Origin of the sequence: Nonomuraea sp. NPDC049695 (assembly GCF_040674955.1) — a bacterium.
Classification (GTDB): domain Bacteria; phylum Actinomycetota; class Actinomycetes; order Streptosporangiales; family Streptosporangiaceae; genus Nonomuraea; species Nonomuraea helvata.
The window spans coordinates 28,937-45,786 of the sequence record NZ_JBFANV010000026.1 but is presented as its reverse complement, the minus strand read 5'-3'; the positions used below and the strand labels follow the sequence as shown (position 1 = coordinate 45,786).

Below are 16,850 nucleotides of genomic sequence, written 5' to 3'. Positions count from 1 at the left end.
CTCAGTCGTCGTCGGACAGGGCGCGGCGGCGGATGGCCTCCAGGTTGTCCATGTGGTCGTGCATGTCCCGCGAGAACGAGTCCTGCAGTTGGTCGAACTGCTGATGGATCTGCTCCAGAGAGATCCCCAGCGAGGGCTCCACGGGGATGAGCGCCATGGTCTTGCGTGCCTGGTCGTCCTGGGCGGCGCGGACCGCCTGGAGGATCTCCTCCGTGAGCTCGTCCAGCTCCATGCGACTCGCCCTGGCGCCGAGCTTGAGGTGGTCGAGGCGACCGTTGGCGTCCACTCGCGCCGTGACCGTGCCGCTGCGGCTCTCCCCCTCGCCGAAGACGCTGCCGAGCTGCTCCATCGCACCGGTCAGCTCGCGCAGCGAGCGCTCGCTCTCACGCAGGACGCGGTCGAGGTCGTCGGGGTTGAAGTCGTTGGGATTCATGCGAGCACGCCACCGGGTACGGGTTAACGGTTGGGGAGCGCCGGATTACCAGACGCTGAAGTGATCACGAAAAAACCGCTATGAGTGATGAAACCGGTCTAAATCACCGAAAGAATCCATCCCCGTGGCAACTCAACGGGAAATCCACATCACCTCGAGCACCATCCGCCATACCCGCACCCGGATCGACCGGGAACTGAAGACCGACATGATCGGCTTCGTCCGCAGCCTGATCCCGGCTGCCGATGTCGGGGGCGCGGGCTTCGGGACGCTGGGCAACCACATCATCGGGGACACGTACAAGTCGGTCCAGCATCGCTTCGACGCGCTGATGGGCCAGGCCATCGACACGCTGGACAGCTGGGAGACGGCCCTGACCAACTGCGAGCGCAACTGGACCGCCGCCGAGAACGCCAGCATGATCCGGTACCGCGCATGAGCGACCCCGTACGGTCCCTGCGGCCCGTCTCCCCGTCGCAGTCACCGCTGATCCCCTTCAACCAGGCCACCGGCAAGATCGGATCGCTGGGCGCGTCCGCCGAGAGCGCCGCTCCGAGGGCACTGGGCCTGCTGCGGGCCGCGGGACGGCTCTCTCCGTGGGTCATCCCCGCCATCCTCGTCGCCGCCACGGTCAACGCCGACGAGGGGGAGATCGCGACCGCGGGAGCCACCTGGAGCGCCGGCATGGCCGCCAGGCTCGACGACGGCGTGAAGAACCTCATGCCGCAGATCCTCAAGACGTCGGAGAGCGGGTGGATCGCGGCGGACCAGCAGGAGTACGCGCGTGTGCACGCGCTCTTCCACCGTGAGATCGGCTCGCTCCGCATGGTCTTCAACGACATCGGCAAGGTGCTCGACGAGATCGCGGCCACCTTCCGCGCGTACTGGATCGCCATGCTGACGCTGGCCGGAGCGGCGCTCGTGGCGCTCATCAGGGCTCTGTGGCTGAAGCTGTGCCCGTCGCCGGTGACGTCGGCGACCGGGATGCTTCTCGAGAAGATGACCAGCGCCAAACTGGTCAGTGTGACGACGATCGCCACGGGCGCGGTCGCGGCGCTGCTCGGCAAGGGCGCTGACACCCTCACGACCATGGCGAAGAAGGAGCGGCAGTTCGGCTACGTCGCGCCGACGGGGGCCGCCAAGATCGACTTCAGTTACGCCACGCTCGACGTCAAGAACCACCCGTCCTTCCAGGAGCCGCCCGCGCCCGGTCGGCTCCCTGCGGGCGCCCAGAACTTTGACTGGGTCGCCCCCAATGTGGAGTACATCACGCCGTGATAGTGGCTCTTGGTGCAAGATGTGACCTGTGACGGATTTCGGGGATTTCGGCAACATCGACATGGACCGGCTCCTCCACAGCGTCGATCAGCAGATCGCCAAGGCTGAGGAGCTGGAGAAGGCCATGGCGAAGCTGGTCGGCCGCGCGGAGGACGAGGATCATCTGGTCCTCGTCGAGTACGCGCAGGAGGGCCTGCGTACGCTCGAGATCCGCCCGAAGGGCATGCGGCTGGGCGCCGCGGAGCTGTCGGAGAAGATCAAGGCGACCGTGCAGGACGCCGTCGCCGACCTCCATCGCCTGTCCAGCGAGCTGATGGCCGAGATGTTCGGCGCGGCGAGCCCGATGCGCATGGTCGAGGATTCCGCAGCCATGCTCAAGCAGGTCAAGCGGGCCGAGGCCAGCTATGACCGCGCCTTCGAGGACGTCATGGGCGAGCTGGACCGGATCCGCCGCGATCTCGATCTCTGACCAGGGGCTTTGCAGAGCCGTCCGGAAGCTGTCACACGCTGCTTTCTGGGATGTATGTTACTGGCGAGACAAAAGGTGCTTATATGGCTAAGAAAGCCGAAATAGCGGAGGTAACCAGTGGTTGACTTCTTCGGGGCGAGCCCGAGCCAACTCAAGACGGCGTCCGGCCATGTCGTCGACACGGCCCAGTACATCGAGGGTCTGCGGGTGGCCGTCGAGACCACCGCGAACGGTCTGCTCAACACCGGCTGGCTCGGTCCGGCAGCGGCCAAGTTCAAGTCCGCCATGACCAACTGGGACAACTCCATGCGGACCGTGCGGACGGACCTGGAAGGCATCGCCGACAAGATGGGCGTCAACGCGGTCGTCTACGACGCCGCCGACCAGGACGTGCAGGCCGGTGTGGGCCGCGTCGAGTCTCTGATCAACGTCGACGTGAAGTAGGAGGGAACCTCATGTCCGCTGAGCTGGATTTCACAAAGGTCAACTTCGGACACATGGAGCTCGCCCAGGGCGACTTCGTGAAGATCCTCGGCTCCTTCGAGAAGGCCACCGACGATCTGGTGGCCAGGTTGAAGACGGACCTCGGCTCGCACTGGGAAGGTGGCGCAGAGGAGTTCTTCCGCCAGCACGAGGTCAAGTGGAACCAGGCCGCGGCGCAGATGCGCTCGCAGCTGGACGAGCTGCAGAAGGCCGTGCAGATCGCCAACGAGAACTACCGGGCCGCGGAGAACCGCAACAAGTCCATGTGGTACGACGGCTGATCCCATAGTTCTCTGTTCCGGCCACCGCACGCGGTGGCCGTAGGCGTTGACGGAAGGGTGAATCATGGGCGAGCTCAACCCGCAGTCATGGCCGGGGCTCGACGACACCGACGATGACCTCTACTACAACGTCGGCAAGATGCGGGCCGTTGCCGACGCCTTGGAGCTTGCCCTGTCGCCCACGTCGGGCCCGGGCGGGACTCCGCAGGGTGGCAGGGGTTCGGTGGAGGCCCTCACCAGGTACTTCGACCTGAACGAGGAGCACATCGGCAAGTGGCAGGCCGCGATGGCGCTCGCGCGCAGCGTGGCCTCCAAGGAGATCGACACGAGCACGTACGGCCCGTACTTCCCTGGGGCCGGGGGCCAGCTCGGCCAGCTCTACCAGGAGTTCGTCGAGCACTGTCAGAAGGTCATCAAGGCGATCAGGGACAGCGCCGACACCTACGACGGCACGAACCAGGTGTAGCGCAACGCTTGAAAGTGAGAGGCTGCCGTGGCAGAGCGGACAGTGCAAATCCGCGACAACTCCTACGCGCCGAAGGACGAGCCGGTCACGGCGTCGCGGGAGCAGATCAAGGCGTGGCTTGAGGCCACGTCGCCTCTGGAGGTACACGACAGGGGCATGACCTACGCGCGGGTCGCGGCCGCGATCAAGTCGGTGGCCGAGGCCCTCCCCGAGATCGGTTCGACGCTCAACGGAGCGTGGAAGTCGGGCAACGCGGCGAAGACCCAGCGGGCGTTGCAGATGCTCAACGCCAGCGGCCTCGAGCTGGCCAGGGCGATGGAGGACATGTCCACCGCCCTCACCAGCTACGGGCGCGACTACCTGCCCGAGGCCATCGAGGCGGTTCGGGCCGCGTCCGGGGAGGGGAAGGCGCAGACGCCGGAGCCCTCGCCCGGTGCCGCGCCCACGCCTTCGGCCTCCGCCGAGCCGACCACGCCGCCGACGATCACCCGGCAGACCACGCACGGGCAGCCGAACCCCGAGCCCTCGGCCTCGGCCAGCCCGGCGGCGTCCGAGGCGGACGACCAGGTGGCCAGGGAGGCGATGCGCAAGCTCAACCGCCACATCGTCGACCTGTACGACTTCACGATCCCTCAGAGCGTGACCATCGACCTGCCTGAGGTCGGGCCGGCCAAGCTCTCCAAGAACGACACCGACCTGCCGGTCACCGAGCGCAGCCCGTACCGGCAGGGGGATTACTGGAACGGCGGCGGCTCCTCGGACGGCGGCTCGTCAGGCGGCTCGTCCACAGGCGGCCACTCCGGCGGGTCCTCCTCCGGCGGCGGCTCGGGCTCTGGTTCCGGCTCCGGTTCGGGCTCCGGCTCGGACACGGGCCCCGGCTCGCACGACGGCCCCGGCTCGCACGACGGCCCGGGCACGGACACGCCCGGCTCCGACTCTCCGGGCACCGACACCCCCGGCGCGGACACGCCCGGCGACAGCGGCTCCACCGGCGATCAGAGCGGATCGTCGTCCGCGGGTCAGAACAGCGGGGACGGCACCACGCCTCCCGTCATCGACAACAACGCCACCGACGGCGACAGGACCACGCACACGCCGGGTACCACGCAGGACCCGCGTGCCACGGAGTCGGCGAGCACGCCCACCCATCCCTTCACCACGACCCCCACGACGACCGGCTGGACCCCGACGGCGCAGACCCCGACCGCCTACGGCACGCCGGCCACGGGCTCGCCGGCGGTGATCGGCGGGGGCGGGTCGTACAGCCAGCCCGGCGCCGCCGCGGCGGCCGCGGGCCGGGTGGGCGTGAACGGCATGACCACGCCGTTCGCGCCGATGATGAGCGGTGCGGCCGGTGAAGAGGGACAGGAATACGAGCGCACGACGCACGTGCCCGAGGACCACGAGATGTGGAAGCCGCCGGAGAGCCACATTTCACCGGTGATCGGCGCCTGAGGGAGGCGACATGGCACTCGAGCTCGACCCGAACTGGCCCGGCATCTCGGACAAGGACGAGTCGGAGGACCCCTACATCAACCGTACGGAGGTCAAGCGCATCGCCGGGGAGATGAGCGGGCTGCTGGACAAGCTCACCGCCTCCTCGGGGATCCTGCAGGACACGTTCGTGACCGCGCCGGGGGATACGCCGCCCGAGGTCCAGCTGCCCGCGGGCGCCGGCACGCTGCCGGACCTGCAGCAGCACTGCGCGCTGAGCGAGAACCAGATGGGCAAGTGGCCCGCCGCCGTGCAGTTCTCGTTCGCCGCGAACTGGGCGTACCAGCAGCTGGTCGGCGAGCAGGGCAGCAAGTCCGGCAAGTACGCGGTCCTGCTGGAACAGGCCGACAAGACGTTCGACGCGCTGGTGGACATCAAGAACGCCTCGCAGCGAGCCGAGCAGGCATCGGAAGAGGCCGCGGCGCGGCAGGAAACCTGAGAGGGAGACCACCATGGCCAAGCCCCGCATTGTGAACACCCCTCTCGTCGACAAGTCCATGCACATCGACACGTCGGTGCACACGCCCGGCTTCTGGGAGAGCATGGTCGTCGACTCGGTCGACCAGGTGAAGGACTGGATCGACGCGACGAACCCGGGCAAGGTGCGGATCGCCGGCATGTACTACTCGGCCGCGGAGTCCCTGCTCAACGGCTACGCCGACGATCTGAAGACCAAGGCGACCGACCTGGCCGAACACTACAAGGGCCCGGTCGCCGTCGAGACGCAGAAGCAGCTGCAGAGCCTGCACGCCAGCACGCGCGAGCTCGCCCAGAAGCTCGGCCAGATCGGCAAGGTGCTGCAGGACTACGGCGAGACCCTCAGGTGGGCCCAGGCGAACGTCGTCGAGTCACCCGGCCGTGACTCCCGCTCCGACCACGACATCGACTGGGCCGGGCAGATCCCGTTCTACCGGCTCAAGCGTGGCAACGAGCGGGCGGTCAACCACCTCAAAGAGGTCAACGAGCGCATCGCCCAGCACTTCGCGGCCCTGCCCGCCGAGATGCAGCAGGCGGTCCCGGACCCGGCGCAGGTGCAGATGCCTGACTTCAACAACGGCGGCGGCAAGGTGCCCACCATGCCGAACCTCGGCGGTGGGTCGGGGCCGGGCGGGATTCAGGCGGCCTCCTTCGATCCCGGCTCGGTGCCCGGCATGCCGGACCCGCAGGGGCCGGCCAACGGCTATCCGTCCGGGCAGTACCCCGGAGCCTCCGTGGGCGGCGGGGTCAACGGCGGCATCGACGGCGGTGCCGCCGGTGGATACGGCGGTGGTGCCGCCGTGGGCGTCAACGGGGGCGACAACCCCTACGGCGGCGCCGGTCCGGCCGGGGTGACCGACACCACGCTCGGAGCCAACCCCAACCTGCCGTCCGCTCCGTCCTCGCCCTTGGCGAACGTCCCGGACCCGGGGACCACGACCCTGGCGGGCTACGACCCCACGCTGAGCGGGACTTTCTCTCACCCGAACACCACGACGACGAACGGCGGCCCTGGCATGGGCCCTGGCATGGGCCCTGGCATGGGGCACAGTGCCGGGGGCGGCGGCGCCACCACCGGCGGAGTGACCCAGGCGGTGGCGAGCCGTGGTGCCGGGGCGAACGGCATGGGGGGTTTCGCGCCGCACCTGGCAGGCCTCCCCCATGGGGGCGCCAAGGAGGAGCAGAACCAGCAGGAGAGCACTACAGGGATCTTCGAGGACGACGACGTATGGGGCGGTCCGGAAGGCACCACCCCTTCGACGATCGCCTGATCCCGACCGGACGTGCGGGGCAGGCGTGGCACACCGCGCCTGCCCCTTGATCGAAATTGACGCGGTTCAGGGCCAGGGAGGGCGACATGGGGTCCGGGTACCAGTACGGCGGCTCCCTCGGCGGAGTCGAGATCCAGTTCAAAAAGGGAAAGATCGAAAATCTCGGACAGGACCTCTCCGAGCAGGCCCCGGCCGTGGGCAATATCGCCCGTAACACCGGGGGGATCCGCGTCGACCCTCCCGCCTTCGGCCTGATAGGGGTCGGCCTCAACTACGCACACGACAGGGTGAAGGACGGCGCCGCGAGCGCCCTCGACACGGCCAAGACCGTGCTCCAGGACTACAAGGACGCCCTGAGCAAGCTGGACAAGAACTACCAGAAGGCCGACGAGGACAGCGACGGCAAGATCAACACCGGCGGCACCGGGCCTGGCACCGGGCCCGGACTGGGCGGAGGCGGCATCAAACCCGCCAGCATGAAGACGCCGAAAATGCCCGGCGCGGGCGACCTGCCGAAGACGAACATGCCCGGCACCGGCGACCTGCCGAAGACGGACCTCCCGAAGACGGACCTGCCCAAGACCGACCTGCCCAAGACCGACCTGCCCAAGACCGACCTGCCCAACTCGAACCTGCCCGACCCGAACCTCCCGGGCAGCAATCTCCCGCAGGCCAACGTCCCGAACCCGAACATTCCCGACACCAACCTGCCGGACCCCAACGCGAACCTCCCCAAGACCCCGTCCATCGAGGACCAGCTCAACCACAACGTGCCGACGGTCGACCCGAAGACCCTTCAGGTGGACCCCACGAAGACCAACCTGTCCTCGTTCGACCCCTCCAAGCTGGGCACCATTCCCATCAACCCGAACACCGCGACCACGACCATCGGCCCTGGCCCCGGCATGTCCACGGGGACGGGTAGCGGCCCGACGGTCGCCGGGCCGGGCACCGCGGCGCCCGCGGCGGCCGGCGCCCGCGGCGGCATGACCGGCATGGGCGGCATGCCGTACGGGCCCATGATGGGCGGAGGCGCCGGCGGCGAGCAGAACAAAGAGCGGGACAAGCCCGACTACGTGCGGGGCAACGAGGAGGACTGGATGGACGATGTCGACATCGCGCCCCAGGTCATCGGTGAGGAAGCATGAGTGCTGAATACAGCGGCGACCGGGAGCGGTTCCTGCAGGCGGCCGCGATGGCCTCCGCGGCGGCCGTGATCCTCTTCGAGTACCCGCTGGCCAGGAACATCGCCCTGATGATCGGCACCATGGTCGCCAACCCCGATGGCATGGCGGAGGCCGCCGCGGCCTGGAAGGCCCCCACCGAAGGCGCGGACGGGCTGAACTTCGAGACCATCAAGCAGGAGATGGTCAAGCTCAAGGAGCAGATCGAGGACAAGGGCTTCTGGAAGGGGCCCGCCTGGGAGGTGTTCAGCCAGGCGGCGGACACGTTCATCGAGCAGCTGGGCGCGGCCAAGAAGTACCACGAGGGCGTCGGCGGCGGCATGCACGGGATAGCCACCCTGTACCACTGGGCCTCGCAGGTGGCCATGCTGGTCGCCGCCGCCATGATGGGCGTGGCGCTCGTGAAGCTGTCGATGTTCCTGTTGAACGTCGCGGTCGCGATGACGGTCCGGGGCGCGATCAACGGCATCCTGGTGTCGCTGGGCCAGGTGCTCAGAGGGCTGGTGGGCAAGCAGGTCAAGTCGGTGGCCGTGCTGACCGGCATCATGCTCACGGTGAACGGCCTGTGCGCCTCGCTGAGCCAGCTCTTCGACAAGAACCGGCCGAAGGCCGACTACTCTCCCGCGGATCTGGAGTACGTGTCACCCAAGGACAAGTCGGGCGTGGGCACCTTGCAGGCGAAGAACAACGGCATGCCGAACCTGAACACCTCGATGCCGAGCATGGGCTTCTTCTGACGGCTACTGGGCGGTGATCTGCAGCGGCGACCGTGCCGCCGCCGGGTCGAGCGTCGGTCCTTGCGGGATCAGATGCACGAGATTGTCCGGCACCGGCGCCACGTCCTCGGCCCCGTACCCCAGCTTGTTGATCTGGTCGGCTGACTGCAGCGGATATTTCCGGCCTTGGTCGCTGAGCAGGAAGTATGTCTGGACGAACCCCTTCTGGCCGTCCCCGGGCAGCAGCCCGCCCAGCGCCGCCGCCCCGGCGGGCAGCAGCACCTGGTCGAAGTGCTCCTGATCCCCGCGCGAGCTGGGCGGCGGAATGGCCATCGTGCCGCCGACGGTCACCTTCGCCCGGGCCGACCCGTTCTGCGTGTCGGCGTACACCGCGCAGAGCGGCGACGAGGACGTCCCCACGACCTTCGGGAGGCTGGTCGGGAGCCCGCCGACGGTGAGGCTCCGGCTGGGCTTGGAGTTGGCCGTGGCCGCGTCGATCGCCACCGGCCAGGCGGCCTTGTTGCCGTACGCCCGCTTGGTGTTGGGATCCTCGAGCATCAGCGTGGCCTGCGTGAGGCTGATGGGCGCGAGCCCGTCGGCGACCAGCACATACCACCGCGTCGCGGCCCCGCCGACCCCCTTCACGGTGTAGACCCGGCCGATGGCCGTCGTGCCGCCGTTCGGCCCGCGCACCTTCTTGCCCAGGTTCGGGATCTTGGGTGCCATGAAGTCGGGTCCGGCGGGAATCGCGTTGATCCACGTGGGCGGCACCTTACGAGGCCGGGTGTTGAGCGCCCGCACGCCACTGTCGTTGGCCTTCATGCGGATGTCGTTCCAGACGACCCAGGGCTGCTGGCCGTCCGTGACGACCAGCGCGCCGCCGCCGACCGGCGTGCCGCCGACGTCGCTGCCGCCCACAAGGGTGACGTACGGCACCCGCGTCCCCGTGGCGTCGGGCGCCTCGGTCACGCACGCCGACCACGGGCCCTTGACCAGCTTCTCCCTGTCGGGCAGCGAGTCGGGGGCGCCCGCGATGCCCACCAGGGGGCCGCGCGGGAGCTTGGCGAGTGAGGCGGCCGAGACGCTCCGGACCTTGAAGTTGGAGGCGTCGAGCAGGAGCAGCGCGGAGACGTAGTTGGCGACGGGCAGCAGCCGCCGCTGCTCCTGGCTGTAGACGTACTTCGCGCCCGTCTCCTCCTCGACGAGGAGCTGGCCGGGATCTTCGAGGTTCGTCGCGCCGCCGGGCTTGACCAGCCCCCAGATCCCGAACGCGGCCACGATGAGCACGCCGACGAGGACCCCGCAGAACATGGCCACGTTGTGCCGCCGCATCGGCGTCTCCGGCACATCGGGCTCCGCCTGCAGCAACGCCATTCCCAGACGCTGCTGCATGAGCCGGTGCGCCTGGTAGAGGTCCTTCCGGGTCTGCATCTCACCCCTCCCGTATCGCAAGGATCAGCATAGAGCGCCCGCCTCTACGGAATCAGCAGTCCCCAATACAGGGCCCACGGAAGGAACACCGCTGCCCCCGCGAGGAGGACCCCCAGGCGTGTCCTCTCGCCGCATCCGGCCACCCGCCGCAGCCTCAGCGCCGTCATGACGGCGGCCACGAGCGTCACGACCGAGATCGCCTGCAACGCCACCCAGACCAGCGGCCTGCCCGCCACCAGCGGTCCCGGAGCAGCCAGCTTGCCTCCCGTCATGATCGCGTAGAACAGGTAGGAGAACCCGCCTGCCATCGTCACGATCCCGCCCGCGCTGACCCACCGCGCCGCCTTGACAGGCGGCACACCGGCCCGGCGCCTGACCCGTCGTACCAGGGCGACCACGGGATACCCCGCGAACGCGACCAGGAACAGCACCAGCGCCGCGGCCTGAACGCCGGCCGACTCCCACCACGCGACCGGCGGCACCGCCACCGAGTCGTCCGCCTGGACCGGCGCGGGCCCCGACACCTGCGCGACCGGCACCCGTCCCGACGTCGCCTGTCCCACCCAGTCGCCGACCAGCTCCGCATAGCCGGGAGCGAGCTCGGGCAGCCGCGTGACCCCGCCGTCGGGCGTCCGGTGGGCAGCGTGATCGGCATCCGCGAAGAACCGGAACGTGTAGTGCCGGTTCCCGCCCCTCTCAAGGGCCCTGGCGAAAACGGGAGGCGTCTCCCGGGGAGGCGTCAGCAGGTCGTGCACGCCCCAGATCCCCAGCACGGGCTGCCGTAGGCTCGCGATGACCGGCTCCGGATCGTAGTAGGCCTCGGGGAACATCCCACCGTCCGCGATCACCCGGTACAGGGTGGGCTCGGCCCGGTCGACGAACGACCCCCGCACCCCCGCCTTCCGCAGCCCGGCCGCGACCGCCCAGGTCTGCTGCCGCAGCGGGTGCAGCGCGTTGGCGCCGACGACGATCACGAAGGAGATGTCAGCGGAGCGCGACGCCGCGAGCGGCGCCACCCATCCGCCCTCGCTGAGCCCCCAGATGCCGACTTTCGACGGATCGACCCCGGCCTGCCGCCGGAGCGTCCCCACGGCTCCCAGCGCGTCGTCGGCCAGCTGCGAGTAGGACCGCTTGAACAGCGAGTACCCCTCGGAGCGCTTGTCGTAGACCAGCACCGACATCCCCTGCCGGGCGAACGCCACCGCCTCGGCCAGGAGCTTCTCCCGTTTCGTCCCGGTGCCTGCGCCGTGCACCAGCACGACGCCGGCCCGTCCGCTCCGGGCACGTACCGGACTGATCACGCTTCCGTGCAGCAGCAGCCCGCCGCCGCCGCGGAAGCTCACCTCGCTCGCCTTCAGATCGTCGGGCAAGGCCATCGGCGCCTCCCGAGCGGGACCGACGACGGCCAGGGCGGCAGTGGGGGCGAGCGCCAGGAGGAGGGCGGTGAGGACCGCCAGAATCGTTCGCATATCGCCGAACTTACTCTGCAGAGAGTTCTCGGCAAACAGAAGTCTGCAGATATCGTTCTGGAGGACTACCCTCCTCCTCATGAAGGACGAGGAGCCGAGACCGGAAGCCGACGAGCCGTTCATCCTCAACGATCCGGGCCGGCTCAAGGCCCTGGCCCATCCGATGCGCCGCCGCATGCTGACCCACCTCAACATCCACGGCCCCGCCACCTCGACCACCCTCGGCGAGCTGCTCGGCGCCAAGACCGGCACGACGAGCTACCACCTGCGGCAGCTCGAGAAGTACGGCTTCATCGAGGAGATCCCCGAGCGCTCGTCAGGCCGCGAACGCTGGTGGCGCCGCGCCCCCACCCCCAGGGACATGCGCGCCCCCACGCCCGATCAGCTGGCGCCGGAAGACCGCGCGGTCCTGGCCGAGTTCCACCGGATCGGCTTCGAGGAGGACCGCGCCCTGATGGAACGCTTCCCCGCCGCCTACCGCGCCGATCCCGACTGGGCCAAGGGCTCCAGGGGTCTGGCCCGGCTGACGAAGGAGGAGCTGACCGAGTTCTACGACGAGTACATCGCCCTGCTGCTCAAGTACAGCCATACGGCAGAGGACGCCCCACCGGACGCCCGCCCCGTGTACGTCCGCTTCTTCACCCTCCCCGCCGACGAGCCCTGAGCCGCGCGGTCAGCCGTCGCCGGGGAGAGCCGCCTGGATGGGGGTGATGTTCCCCGTCCTCACCAGGAAGCCCCGCCCGGAGGGACCGCCGACGGTCCCGCGCGGCAGGCGGATGGAGAAGATGTCGCCGTCGGCCTGGCTCTGGACCGCCAGGAGCAGGCCGGTGCGCGACTTGCGCGTCTCGGCCACGAAGCCCCGGTACGCGACCGCCAGATCCCCTGTCGCCCCGGCGATCAGCAGCCCATGATCGCCGTCCCTGCCCGACCTGAGCACCTCCTCCAGCGCCGTCCCCAGCGGGCCGTCCGCGTTGACGAGCTCGGCGTCGTCCACCAGCACGACGTAGTGCCGTAGATCGGCGACCAGCTCGGCCAGGTTCGTGGCGGTGCCGTCCAGCACGGCCACGGCCCCGTCCAGGTCACGCAGCGGGCTGCGCCGGGGCGCGACGGCGATGACGGGCGTTCCCTGGGCGATCAGCGAATGAGCGGCCGTCAGCAGGACCGACGAGCGGCCGGAGCGGGACGGACCGGCGATCACGGCGCCGGGCCCGTGGGCCAGCAGGTCGAGCCCGAGCGGGGCGAGGGCGTCCCCTCCGGCGCCGACCAGCGCCCACAGGGGGGACGGAGGCGTGAACGCCGGGTCGAGGGCGAGCGCCTGGGACGCCGTGATCCGCATCGGAAGCGCGTCCACCCGCAGCGGCGCTTCCCCTTCCCCACGCCGGCCCTCCCTGCCGACGCCCGGCGCGCCGGCGGCGCGGGACAGGGACTGGAGGGCCGCCACCTGTGCCGGGCCGGACGGATCGGGGGAGAGCAGGGCGATGTGGTGCTCGACGATGCCGTGCTCGCCCATCGACAGGGCCCGGCCGGGCGGCATCGAGGAGGGCAGACCCTTGAGGGGGAAGCCCGCCAGGCCGTAGTCGGCGGGGTCCGAGAGGCGGAGGAGCAGGCGGTCGTCGAAGACCGTCGAGACCTGGCCGAGCAGGCCGGAACGGTCGCTGGTGACCACGGCCCGCAGCCCGACCGCGGGGCCTTCGCGCAGGAGCTGGAGCAGCGCCTCGATCAGCCGGCCGTAGTCGTAGCCCTCGAAGGCGGCGACGAAGCCCTCCCAGCGGTCCAGCATGAACACCAGCCAGGGCAGGCGGTGCCCGGCCTGGCGGTATTCGGCCAGGGAGGCGTGCCCGGCTTCGGCCAGGAGCTGCTGGCGGCGGCCCACCTCGGCGCGGAGACGGGTGAGCAGGCGCTCCACCCGGTCGAGCTGGTCACGGGTCACGACGGCGCCGCAGTGCGGCATCGCCACCAGCGGCAGGAGCGCGCCCGAGCCGCAGTCGACCGCGTGGACGTGCACGTCCTCAGGGGACGCATGGGCCGCGATGGAGCCCGCGATCGTGCGTAGCGCCGTCGATCTGCCGGACCGGGCGGCGCCCGCTATGAGCAGGTGACCTCCGTGAACGAGGTCGAGCGCCAGGGGGCGCCGGTCCTGCGCCCACGGCCGGTCGGTCAGGCCGAACGGCAGCGGCGTCACCTCTCCCGATCCCGGGCCTGCCGGGGCCTGGCGGTCCTGGACGAACTGCGTGGGGAGTGGATCCAGCCAGGGGCTGGGCTGCACGGGGACGCCGGCCAGCTGCGTGGCTTCGATGAGGGCGTCGGCGACCAGCGTGAGGTCGGTCGCCGTCGAGTCCTCTTCCGGCTCCGGGGGCGGCGGCAGGGGCCTGCCCAAAGAGCGCCAGGTCACCTCGAGCACCCGGACATGGGCGCCCGGCCCCGCGAACGGGCCGCCCGCAGAGGCCGGTGGCGCGGGGCTGCGGCCCCCTACCCTGGCCGTCTGTACGGCGGTGGCCGCCCCCACACCGGAACGCACGTAGCAGCGGCCGGGCGTCGACTTGGAGATGTGGGCGGCATCGGGCAGATCGATGACGTCGGCCGACTCGGCGGGCTCGGTCACCCGCAGCGCGACGCGCAACGACGTGTTGGCCTGGATGTCGGCCGTGACCACGCCCGCGGGCCGCTGGGTGGCCAGGATGAGGTGGATGCCCAGCGAACGGCCCCGGCGGGCGATGTCGACCAGACCCGTGACGAAGTCGGGCAGCTCGGCCACGAGGGCGGCGAACTCGTCGATGATCAGCACCAGGCGCGGCATCCCCGGCCCCGTGTAGTCGTCGATGTCCTTGGCCCCGGCCGCCAGCAGCAGGCGCTCCCTCCGGCGGATCTCGGCGGCCAGCGAGTCGAGCGCGCGCTGCGTCAGATGGCCGTCGAGGTCGCTGACCATGCCGACCGTGTGCGGCAGGCGTACGCACTCCTTGAAGGCGGCGCCGCCCTTGTAGTCGATCAGCACGAACGTGAGCTGGTCCGGCCGGTTGGCCACCGCCAGCGCGCAGATCAGCGTCTGCAGCAGCTCCGACTTGCCCGCGCCCGTGGTGCCCGCGATCAGTCCGTGGGGGCCGTCGAGCTTGAGGTCCACCGAGAACGGGCCGTCCGGGCCGACGCCGATCAGCGCCCGCGTGGAGCCGTGCTCGCGCCACTGGGCGGCCAGCTCGCGGCCGGTCGGGTTGGGCATGCCCATCAGGTCGAGCAGGCGGACGGCGTCAGGGAGGCTGCCCGACAGGTCGTCCCTGCTCACGTCGCGGATCGGGGAGAGTGCTCTGGCGAGGCGGTCGCACCAGGTGGGGGAGACGAGGTCGGCCAGGACGGGCCCGATGACGTCGAGGCCGCCGCCGCGCAGGCGGACGAGGCCGTCGCCGCCGCACGCGGCCACGGTCTGGCACTCCTCGGGCAGCAGGCGCTGGTCGTCGTCGATGGCGAGCGTGAACACCCCGGAACGCGGGCCCTGGCGCAGCACCTGCGGCATGTTGGGCAGGCCGCGCAAAACCTGGGCGCCGTCGAGGATCACGAGCACGTCGTACGGGCGCACGTCGTACGAGGAGAACGTGGGCTGCTCCGGGCCGCCCAGATCGTCCCAGCCGGTGGGGATCTTGCCGAGCTCGGGGATCGTGGTGTTCTGGCGTTCGTCGATGAGGGCGGCGAGCTCGGAGACGCGGCGGGCGGCCGACTCGGGATCGGTGCCGACCAGCGCCACGCACTCCTCGCCGGCGCGCGGCGCGCAGTGCGGCAGCCAGCGCGTCCAGCCCCAGCGGCGCTCGCCGTCGGCGTGCGCGGACACGACCACGATGGCCAGGTCGCGCGGGCTGTGCAGGGTCGCCGCCTGGGCGATCAGCCAGCTCGCGAGGCCGGCCGCCTCCGTACGCGGGCCCGTGACACCGGCCACGCCCAGCCTGCGCATGGGCAGCGCCACGGGCACGGAGCGGCAGACCGGCGGGTCGATGGGGCCGCCCTGCTCCTCCGACAGCTCCAGGTCGGCGGGCAGGTCGGCGAGCCCCACCCGGAGCCTGAGCGAGTCGGTGTCGTGGATCCTGCGCTCCCACAGCCGCCGGCGCGGCCCCGTGGCCGTGAGCAGCACCTGCGCGGGGTCGGGCGCGTCCGATCTGCGCGCCGCCTCGTCCGCCGCCCGCGCCCGTTCGACGGCCTCGTCGTACGCCTGGAGCTGCTCCGCGTACTCCTTGATCGCCTTCTTGTGCTGCTTCTTCCCGTGGCGGCGATCGCTCCACCATTGGCCGATCATGATCACGGGGGTCATGAGGGCGACGAGCAGGTAGTACCACTGCTTCAGGGCGAACGCCAGCGTCAGGCCGAGCACGGCGGGCAGCAGGGCGGCGAGCAGCTGAAGGCGCAGCCCCTCGTTCCTGGACGGCTCCTTCGGCCTGACGAACGTGCGCTCCGGCTCGGGGCGCCGGAGCCTGGGCGGGCGGTTGTAGGAGACGCCGCCCTCGCTCCTGGGCGCCAGGTGCGCGTCCCTTGGCTCGATCGACGTCAGCACGAACACCGACGAACCGCAGGTCAGCACCGCCTGATCGGGCCACTCCGCGCGTTCGGTGAGCGGCCGGCCGTCGAGCTCGGGCACCTCGCCGTAGTCGGCGGCCAGCTCGGCCGCCTCCCGCTCCGCGACCCGGGCCGTGTACTCGGCGACCTCCTCGGCCCACCTGCCCTTGAGCTTGAGCTTCGGCGCCTCGTCCGGCGGGAGCCACGCGCGCTCGACCGTGATCGCCTCCGGTGTCACGCGTACGGTCACCGCCTCCGGGGCGAGCGCCGGGTCGGCCGTGGACATGGCGCACATCGGGTCGGAGCCGATGACGTGGACGCCCAGCCCCAGCCTGTGCACGGTGCCGGCCGCCGGACCGCCCACCACGCGTACCTCGGCCACCCCGCCCGGCTCCTCGATGACGGTGGCGCGGGCCAGCTCCGGCTCCAGGGTGACCTTGTCGCCGTCGCGCAGCACGGCGACGGCGGGGGCGCGGGGGTCGAGCGGGCGGCCGTCACGCCACAGCACCGGCGCCGTCCCGGGAGGACCCGCCGCTGCCACGGAGGCACGCTCCGGCCGGCGGGGGCGCGGCACGCGGGCGCCCAGGTCGCCGGGGGCCGACATCCCATAGGGCGCCCGCGCTCCGGTCAGGCGGACGACCTGCGCCAGCGGTCCCTGGTCGCTGAGCGCCCCGCTCACCGCCGCCACTGTGGCGCCGTCGTCACCGTCGATCACGACGTCACGGTCGCCCTGCCCGCCGAGCACGGTGAGCATGATCCGCATGGTGTCGTCTCCTCGCTCGGACCTCGGGCGCCCAAAGGTAGCGTCCGGAAGGGGTCCGGGCCCGCTGGTTGACGGCAATGGCATGGCAGGCGCCAATCGCTG

The 16,850-nt window shown here is 70.6% G+C and carries 16 protein-coding genes; 12 read left to right on the top strand and 4 right to left on the bottom strand.

Annotation, left to right across the window (positions count from 1 at the left end; translation table 11 throughout):
* Window position 1: 1 nt before the first annotated feature.
* Window positions 2-433, bottom strand: a complete 432-nt coding sequence (locus AB0J64_RS23085; protein ID WP_364030059.1) for a YbaB/EbfC family nucleoid-associated protein — start codon at window positions 431-433, stop codon at window positions 2-4.
* Window positions 434-557: 124 nt separating this feature from the next.
* Between AB0J64_RS23085 and AB0J64_RS23080 the strand changes: the two genes are divergently transcribed.
* From AB0J64_RS23080 to AB0J64_RS23030, 11 genes are all read left to right on the top strand, one after another.
* Complete coding sequence (locus AB0J64_RS23080; protein WP_364030056.1) at window positions 558-872, top strand: hypothetical protein; 315 nt, start codon at window positions 558-560, stop codon at window positions 870-872.
* The gene (locus AB0J64_RS23075; protein WP_364030053.1) at window positions 869-1,711 is read left to right on the top strand and encodes a hypothetical protein; all 843 of its coding nucleotides are present in this window, start codon (window positions 869-871) and stop codon (window positions 1,709-1,711) included. The genes AB0J64_RS23080 and AB0J64_RS23075 overlap by 4 nt, the downstream gene beginning before the upstream one ends.
* Window positions 1,712-1,739: 28 nt before the next feature.
* A complete protein-coding gene (locus tag AB0J64_RS23070; RefSeq protein WP_364030050.1) occupies window positions 1,740-2,180 on the top strand; it encodes a YbaB/EbfC family DNA-binding protein in 441 nt (146 codons plus the stop codon).
* Window positions 2,181-2,297: 117 nt separating this feature from the next.
* On the top strand, window positions 2,298-2,624 hold the full coding sequence (locus AB0J64_RS23065) for a WXG100 family type VII secretion target (RefSeq protein ID WP_364030047.1): 327 nt from the start codon (window positions 2,298-2,300) through the stop codon (window positions 2,622-2,624).
* A gap of 11 nt (window positions 2,625-2,635) precedes the next feature.
* Entirely contained in the window at window positions 2,636-2,944 is a 309-nt protein-coding gene (locus AB0J64_RS23060) for a WXG100 family type VII secretion target (RefSeq protein ID WP_364030044.1), read from the top strand.
* 64 nt (window positions 2,945-3,008) lie between these two features.
* Window positions 3,009-3,410: a hypothetical protein gene (locus AB0J64_RS23055; RefSeq protein WP_364030041.1), complete on the top strand. Its 402-nt coding sequence runs from the start codon at window positions 3,009-3,011 to the stop codon at window positions 3,408-3,410.
* Between the two features lie 27 nt (window positions 3,411-3,437).
* Window positions 3,438-4,865: a hypothetical protein gene (locus tag AB0J64_RS23050; RefSeq protein ID WP_364030038.1), complete on the top strand. Its 1,428-nt coding sequence runs from the start codon at window positions 3,438-3,440 to the stop codon at window positions 4,863-4,865.
* A gap of 10 nt (window positions 4,866-4,875) precedes the next feature.
* Entirely contained in the window at window positions 4,876-5,343 is a 468-nt protein-coding gene (locus tag AB0J64_RS23045; RefSeq protein ID WP_364030035.1) for a hypothetical protein, read from the top strand.
* A gap of 13 nt (window positions 5,344-5,356) precedes the next feature.
* Window positions 5,357-6,652 carry a hypothetical protein gene (locus AB0J64_RS23040; protein ID WP_364030032.1) on the top strand — a complete coding sequence of 432 codons (1,296 nt, stop codon included), beginning with the start codon at window positions 5,357-5,359 and terminating at the stop codon, window positions 6,650-6,652.
* 86 nt (window positions 6,653-6,738) lie between these two features.
* A complete protein-coding gene (locus tag AB0J64_RS23035; protein WP_364030029.1) occupies window positions 6,739-7,800 on the top strand; it encodes a hypothetical protein in 1,062 nt (353 codons plus the stop codon).
* On the top strand, window positions 7,797-8,573 hold the full coding sequence (locus AB0J64_RS23030; RefSeq protein WP_364030026.1) for a hypothetical protein: 777 nt from the start codon (window positions 7,797-7,799) through the stop codon (window positions 8,571-8,573). Before AB0J64_RS23035 ends, AB0J64_RS23030 begins: the two co-directional genes overlap by 4 nt.
* A gap of 3 nt (window positions 8,574-8,576) precedes the next feature.
* On the opposite strand, the gene eccB is transcribed toward AB0J64_RS23030, so the two are convergent.
* Both eccB and AB0J64_RS23020 read right to left on the bottom strand, forming a co-directional pair.
* Window positions 8,577-9,983, bottom strand: a complete 1,407-nt coding sequence (gene eccB / locus AB0J64_RS23025) for a type VII secretion protein EccB (RefSeq protein WP_364030023.1) — start codon at window positions 9,981-9,983, stop codon at window positions 8,577-8,579.
* A 44-nt stretch (window positions 9,984-10,027) separates the two neighbouring features.
* Window positions 10,028-11,452: an alpha/beta hydrolase gene (locus AB0J64_RS23020; protein ID WP_364030020.1), complete on the bottom strand. Its 1,425-nt coding sequence runs from the start codon at window positions 11,450-11,452 to the stop codon at window positions 10,028-10,030.
* Between the two features lie 79 nt (window positions 11,453-11,531).
* Between AB0J64_RS23020 and AB0J64_RS23015 the strand changes: the two genes are divergently transcribed.
* Window positions 11,532-12,116, top strand: coding sequence for a helix-turn-helix domain-containing protein (locus tag AB0J64_RS23015; protein ID WP_364030017.1), 585 nt, complete (start codon window positions 11,532-11,534; stop codon window positions 12,114-12,116).
* Between the two features lie 9 nt (window positions 12,117-12,125).
* On the opposite strand, the gene AB0J64_RS23010 is transcribed toward AB0J64_RS23015, so the two are convergent.
* A complete protein-coding gene (locus AB0J64_RS23010) occupies window positions 12,126-16,748 on the bottom strand; it encodes an FtsK/SpoIIIE domain-containing protein (protein WP_364030014.1) in 4,623 nt (1,540 codons plus the stop codon).
* Window positions 16,749-16,850 lie beyond the last annotated feature (102 nt).

Excerpts from the sequence above, each read along its gene's own strand:
- AB0J64_RS23085 (WP_364030059.1), bottom strand. The coding sequence starts at position 433 with ATGAATCCCAACGACTTCAACCCCGACGACCTCGACCGCGTCCTGCGT.
- AB0J64_RS23075 (WP_364030053.1), top strand. The coding sequence starts at position 869 with ATGAGCGACCCCGTACGGTCCCTGCGGCCCGTCTCCCCGTCGCAGTCA.
- AB0J64_RS23060 (WP_364030044.1), top strand. The coding sequence starts at position 2,636 with ATGTCCGCTGAGCTGGATTTCACAAAGGTCAACTTCGGACACATGGAG.
- AB0J64_RS23055 (WP_364030041.1), top strand. The coding sequence starts at position 3,009 with ATGGGCGAGCTCAACCCGCAGTCATGGCCGGGGCTCGACGACACCGAC.
- AB0J64_RS23045 (WP_364030035.1), top strand. The coding sequence starts at position 4,876 with ATGGCACTCGAGCTCGACCCGAACTGGCCCGGCATCTCGGACAAGGAC.
- AB0J64_RS23040 (WP_364030032.1), top strand. The coding sequence starts at position 5,357 with ATGGCCAAGCCCCGCATTGTGAACACCCCTCTCGTCGACAAGTCCATG.
- AB0J64_RS23035 (WP_364030029.1), top strand. The coding sequence starts at position 6,739 with ATGGGGTCCGGGTACCAGTACGGCGGCTCCCTCGGCGGAGTCGAGATC.
- AB0J64_RS23030 (WP_364030026.1), top strand. The coding sequence starts at position 7,797 with ATGAGTGCTGAATACAGCGGCGACCGGGAGCGGTTCCTGCAGGCGGCC.
- eccB (WP_364030023.1), bottom strand. The coding sequence starts at position 9,983 with ATGCAGACCCGGAAGGACCTCTACCAGGCGCACCGGCTCATGCAGCAG.
- AB0J64_RS23020 (WP_364030020.1), bottom strand. The coding sequence starts at position 11,452 with ATGCGAACGATTCTGGCGGTCCTCACCGCCCTCCTCCTGGCGCTCGCC.
- AB0J64_RS23015 (WP_364030017.1), top strand. The coding sequence starts at position 11,532 with ATGAAGGACGAGGAGCCGAGACCGGAAGCCGACGAGCCGTTCATCCTC.
- AB0J64_RS23010 (WP_364030014.1), bottom strand. The coding sequence starts at position 16,748 with ATGCGGATCATGCTCACCGTGCTCGGCGGGCAGGGCGACCGTGACGTC.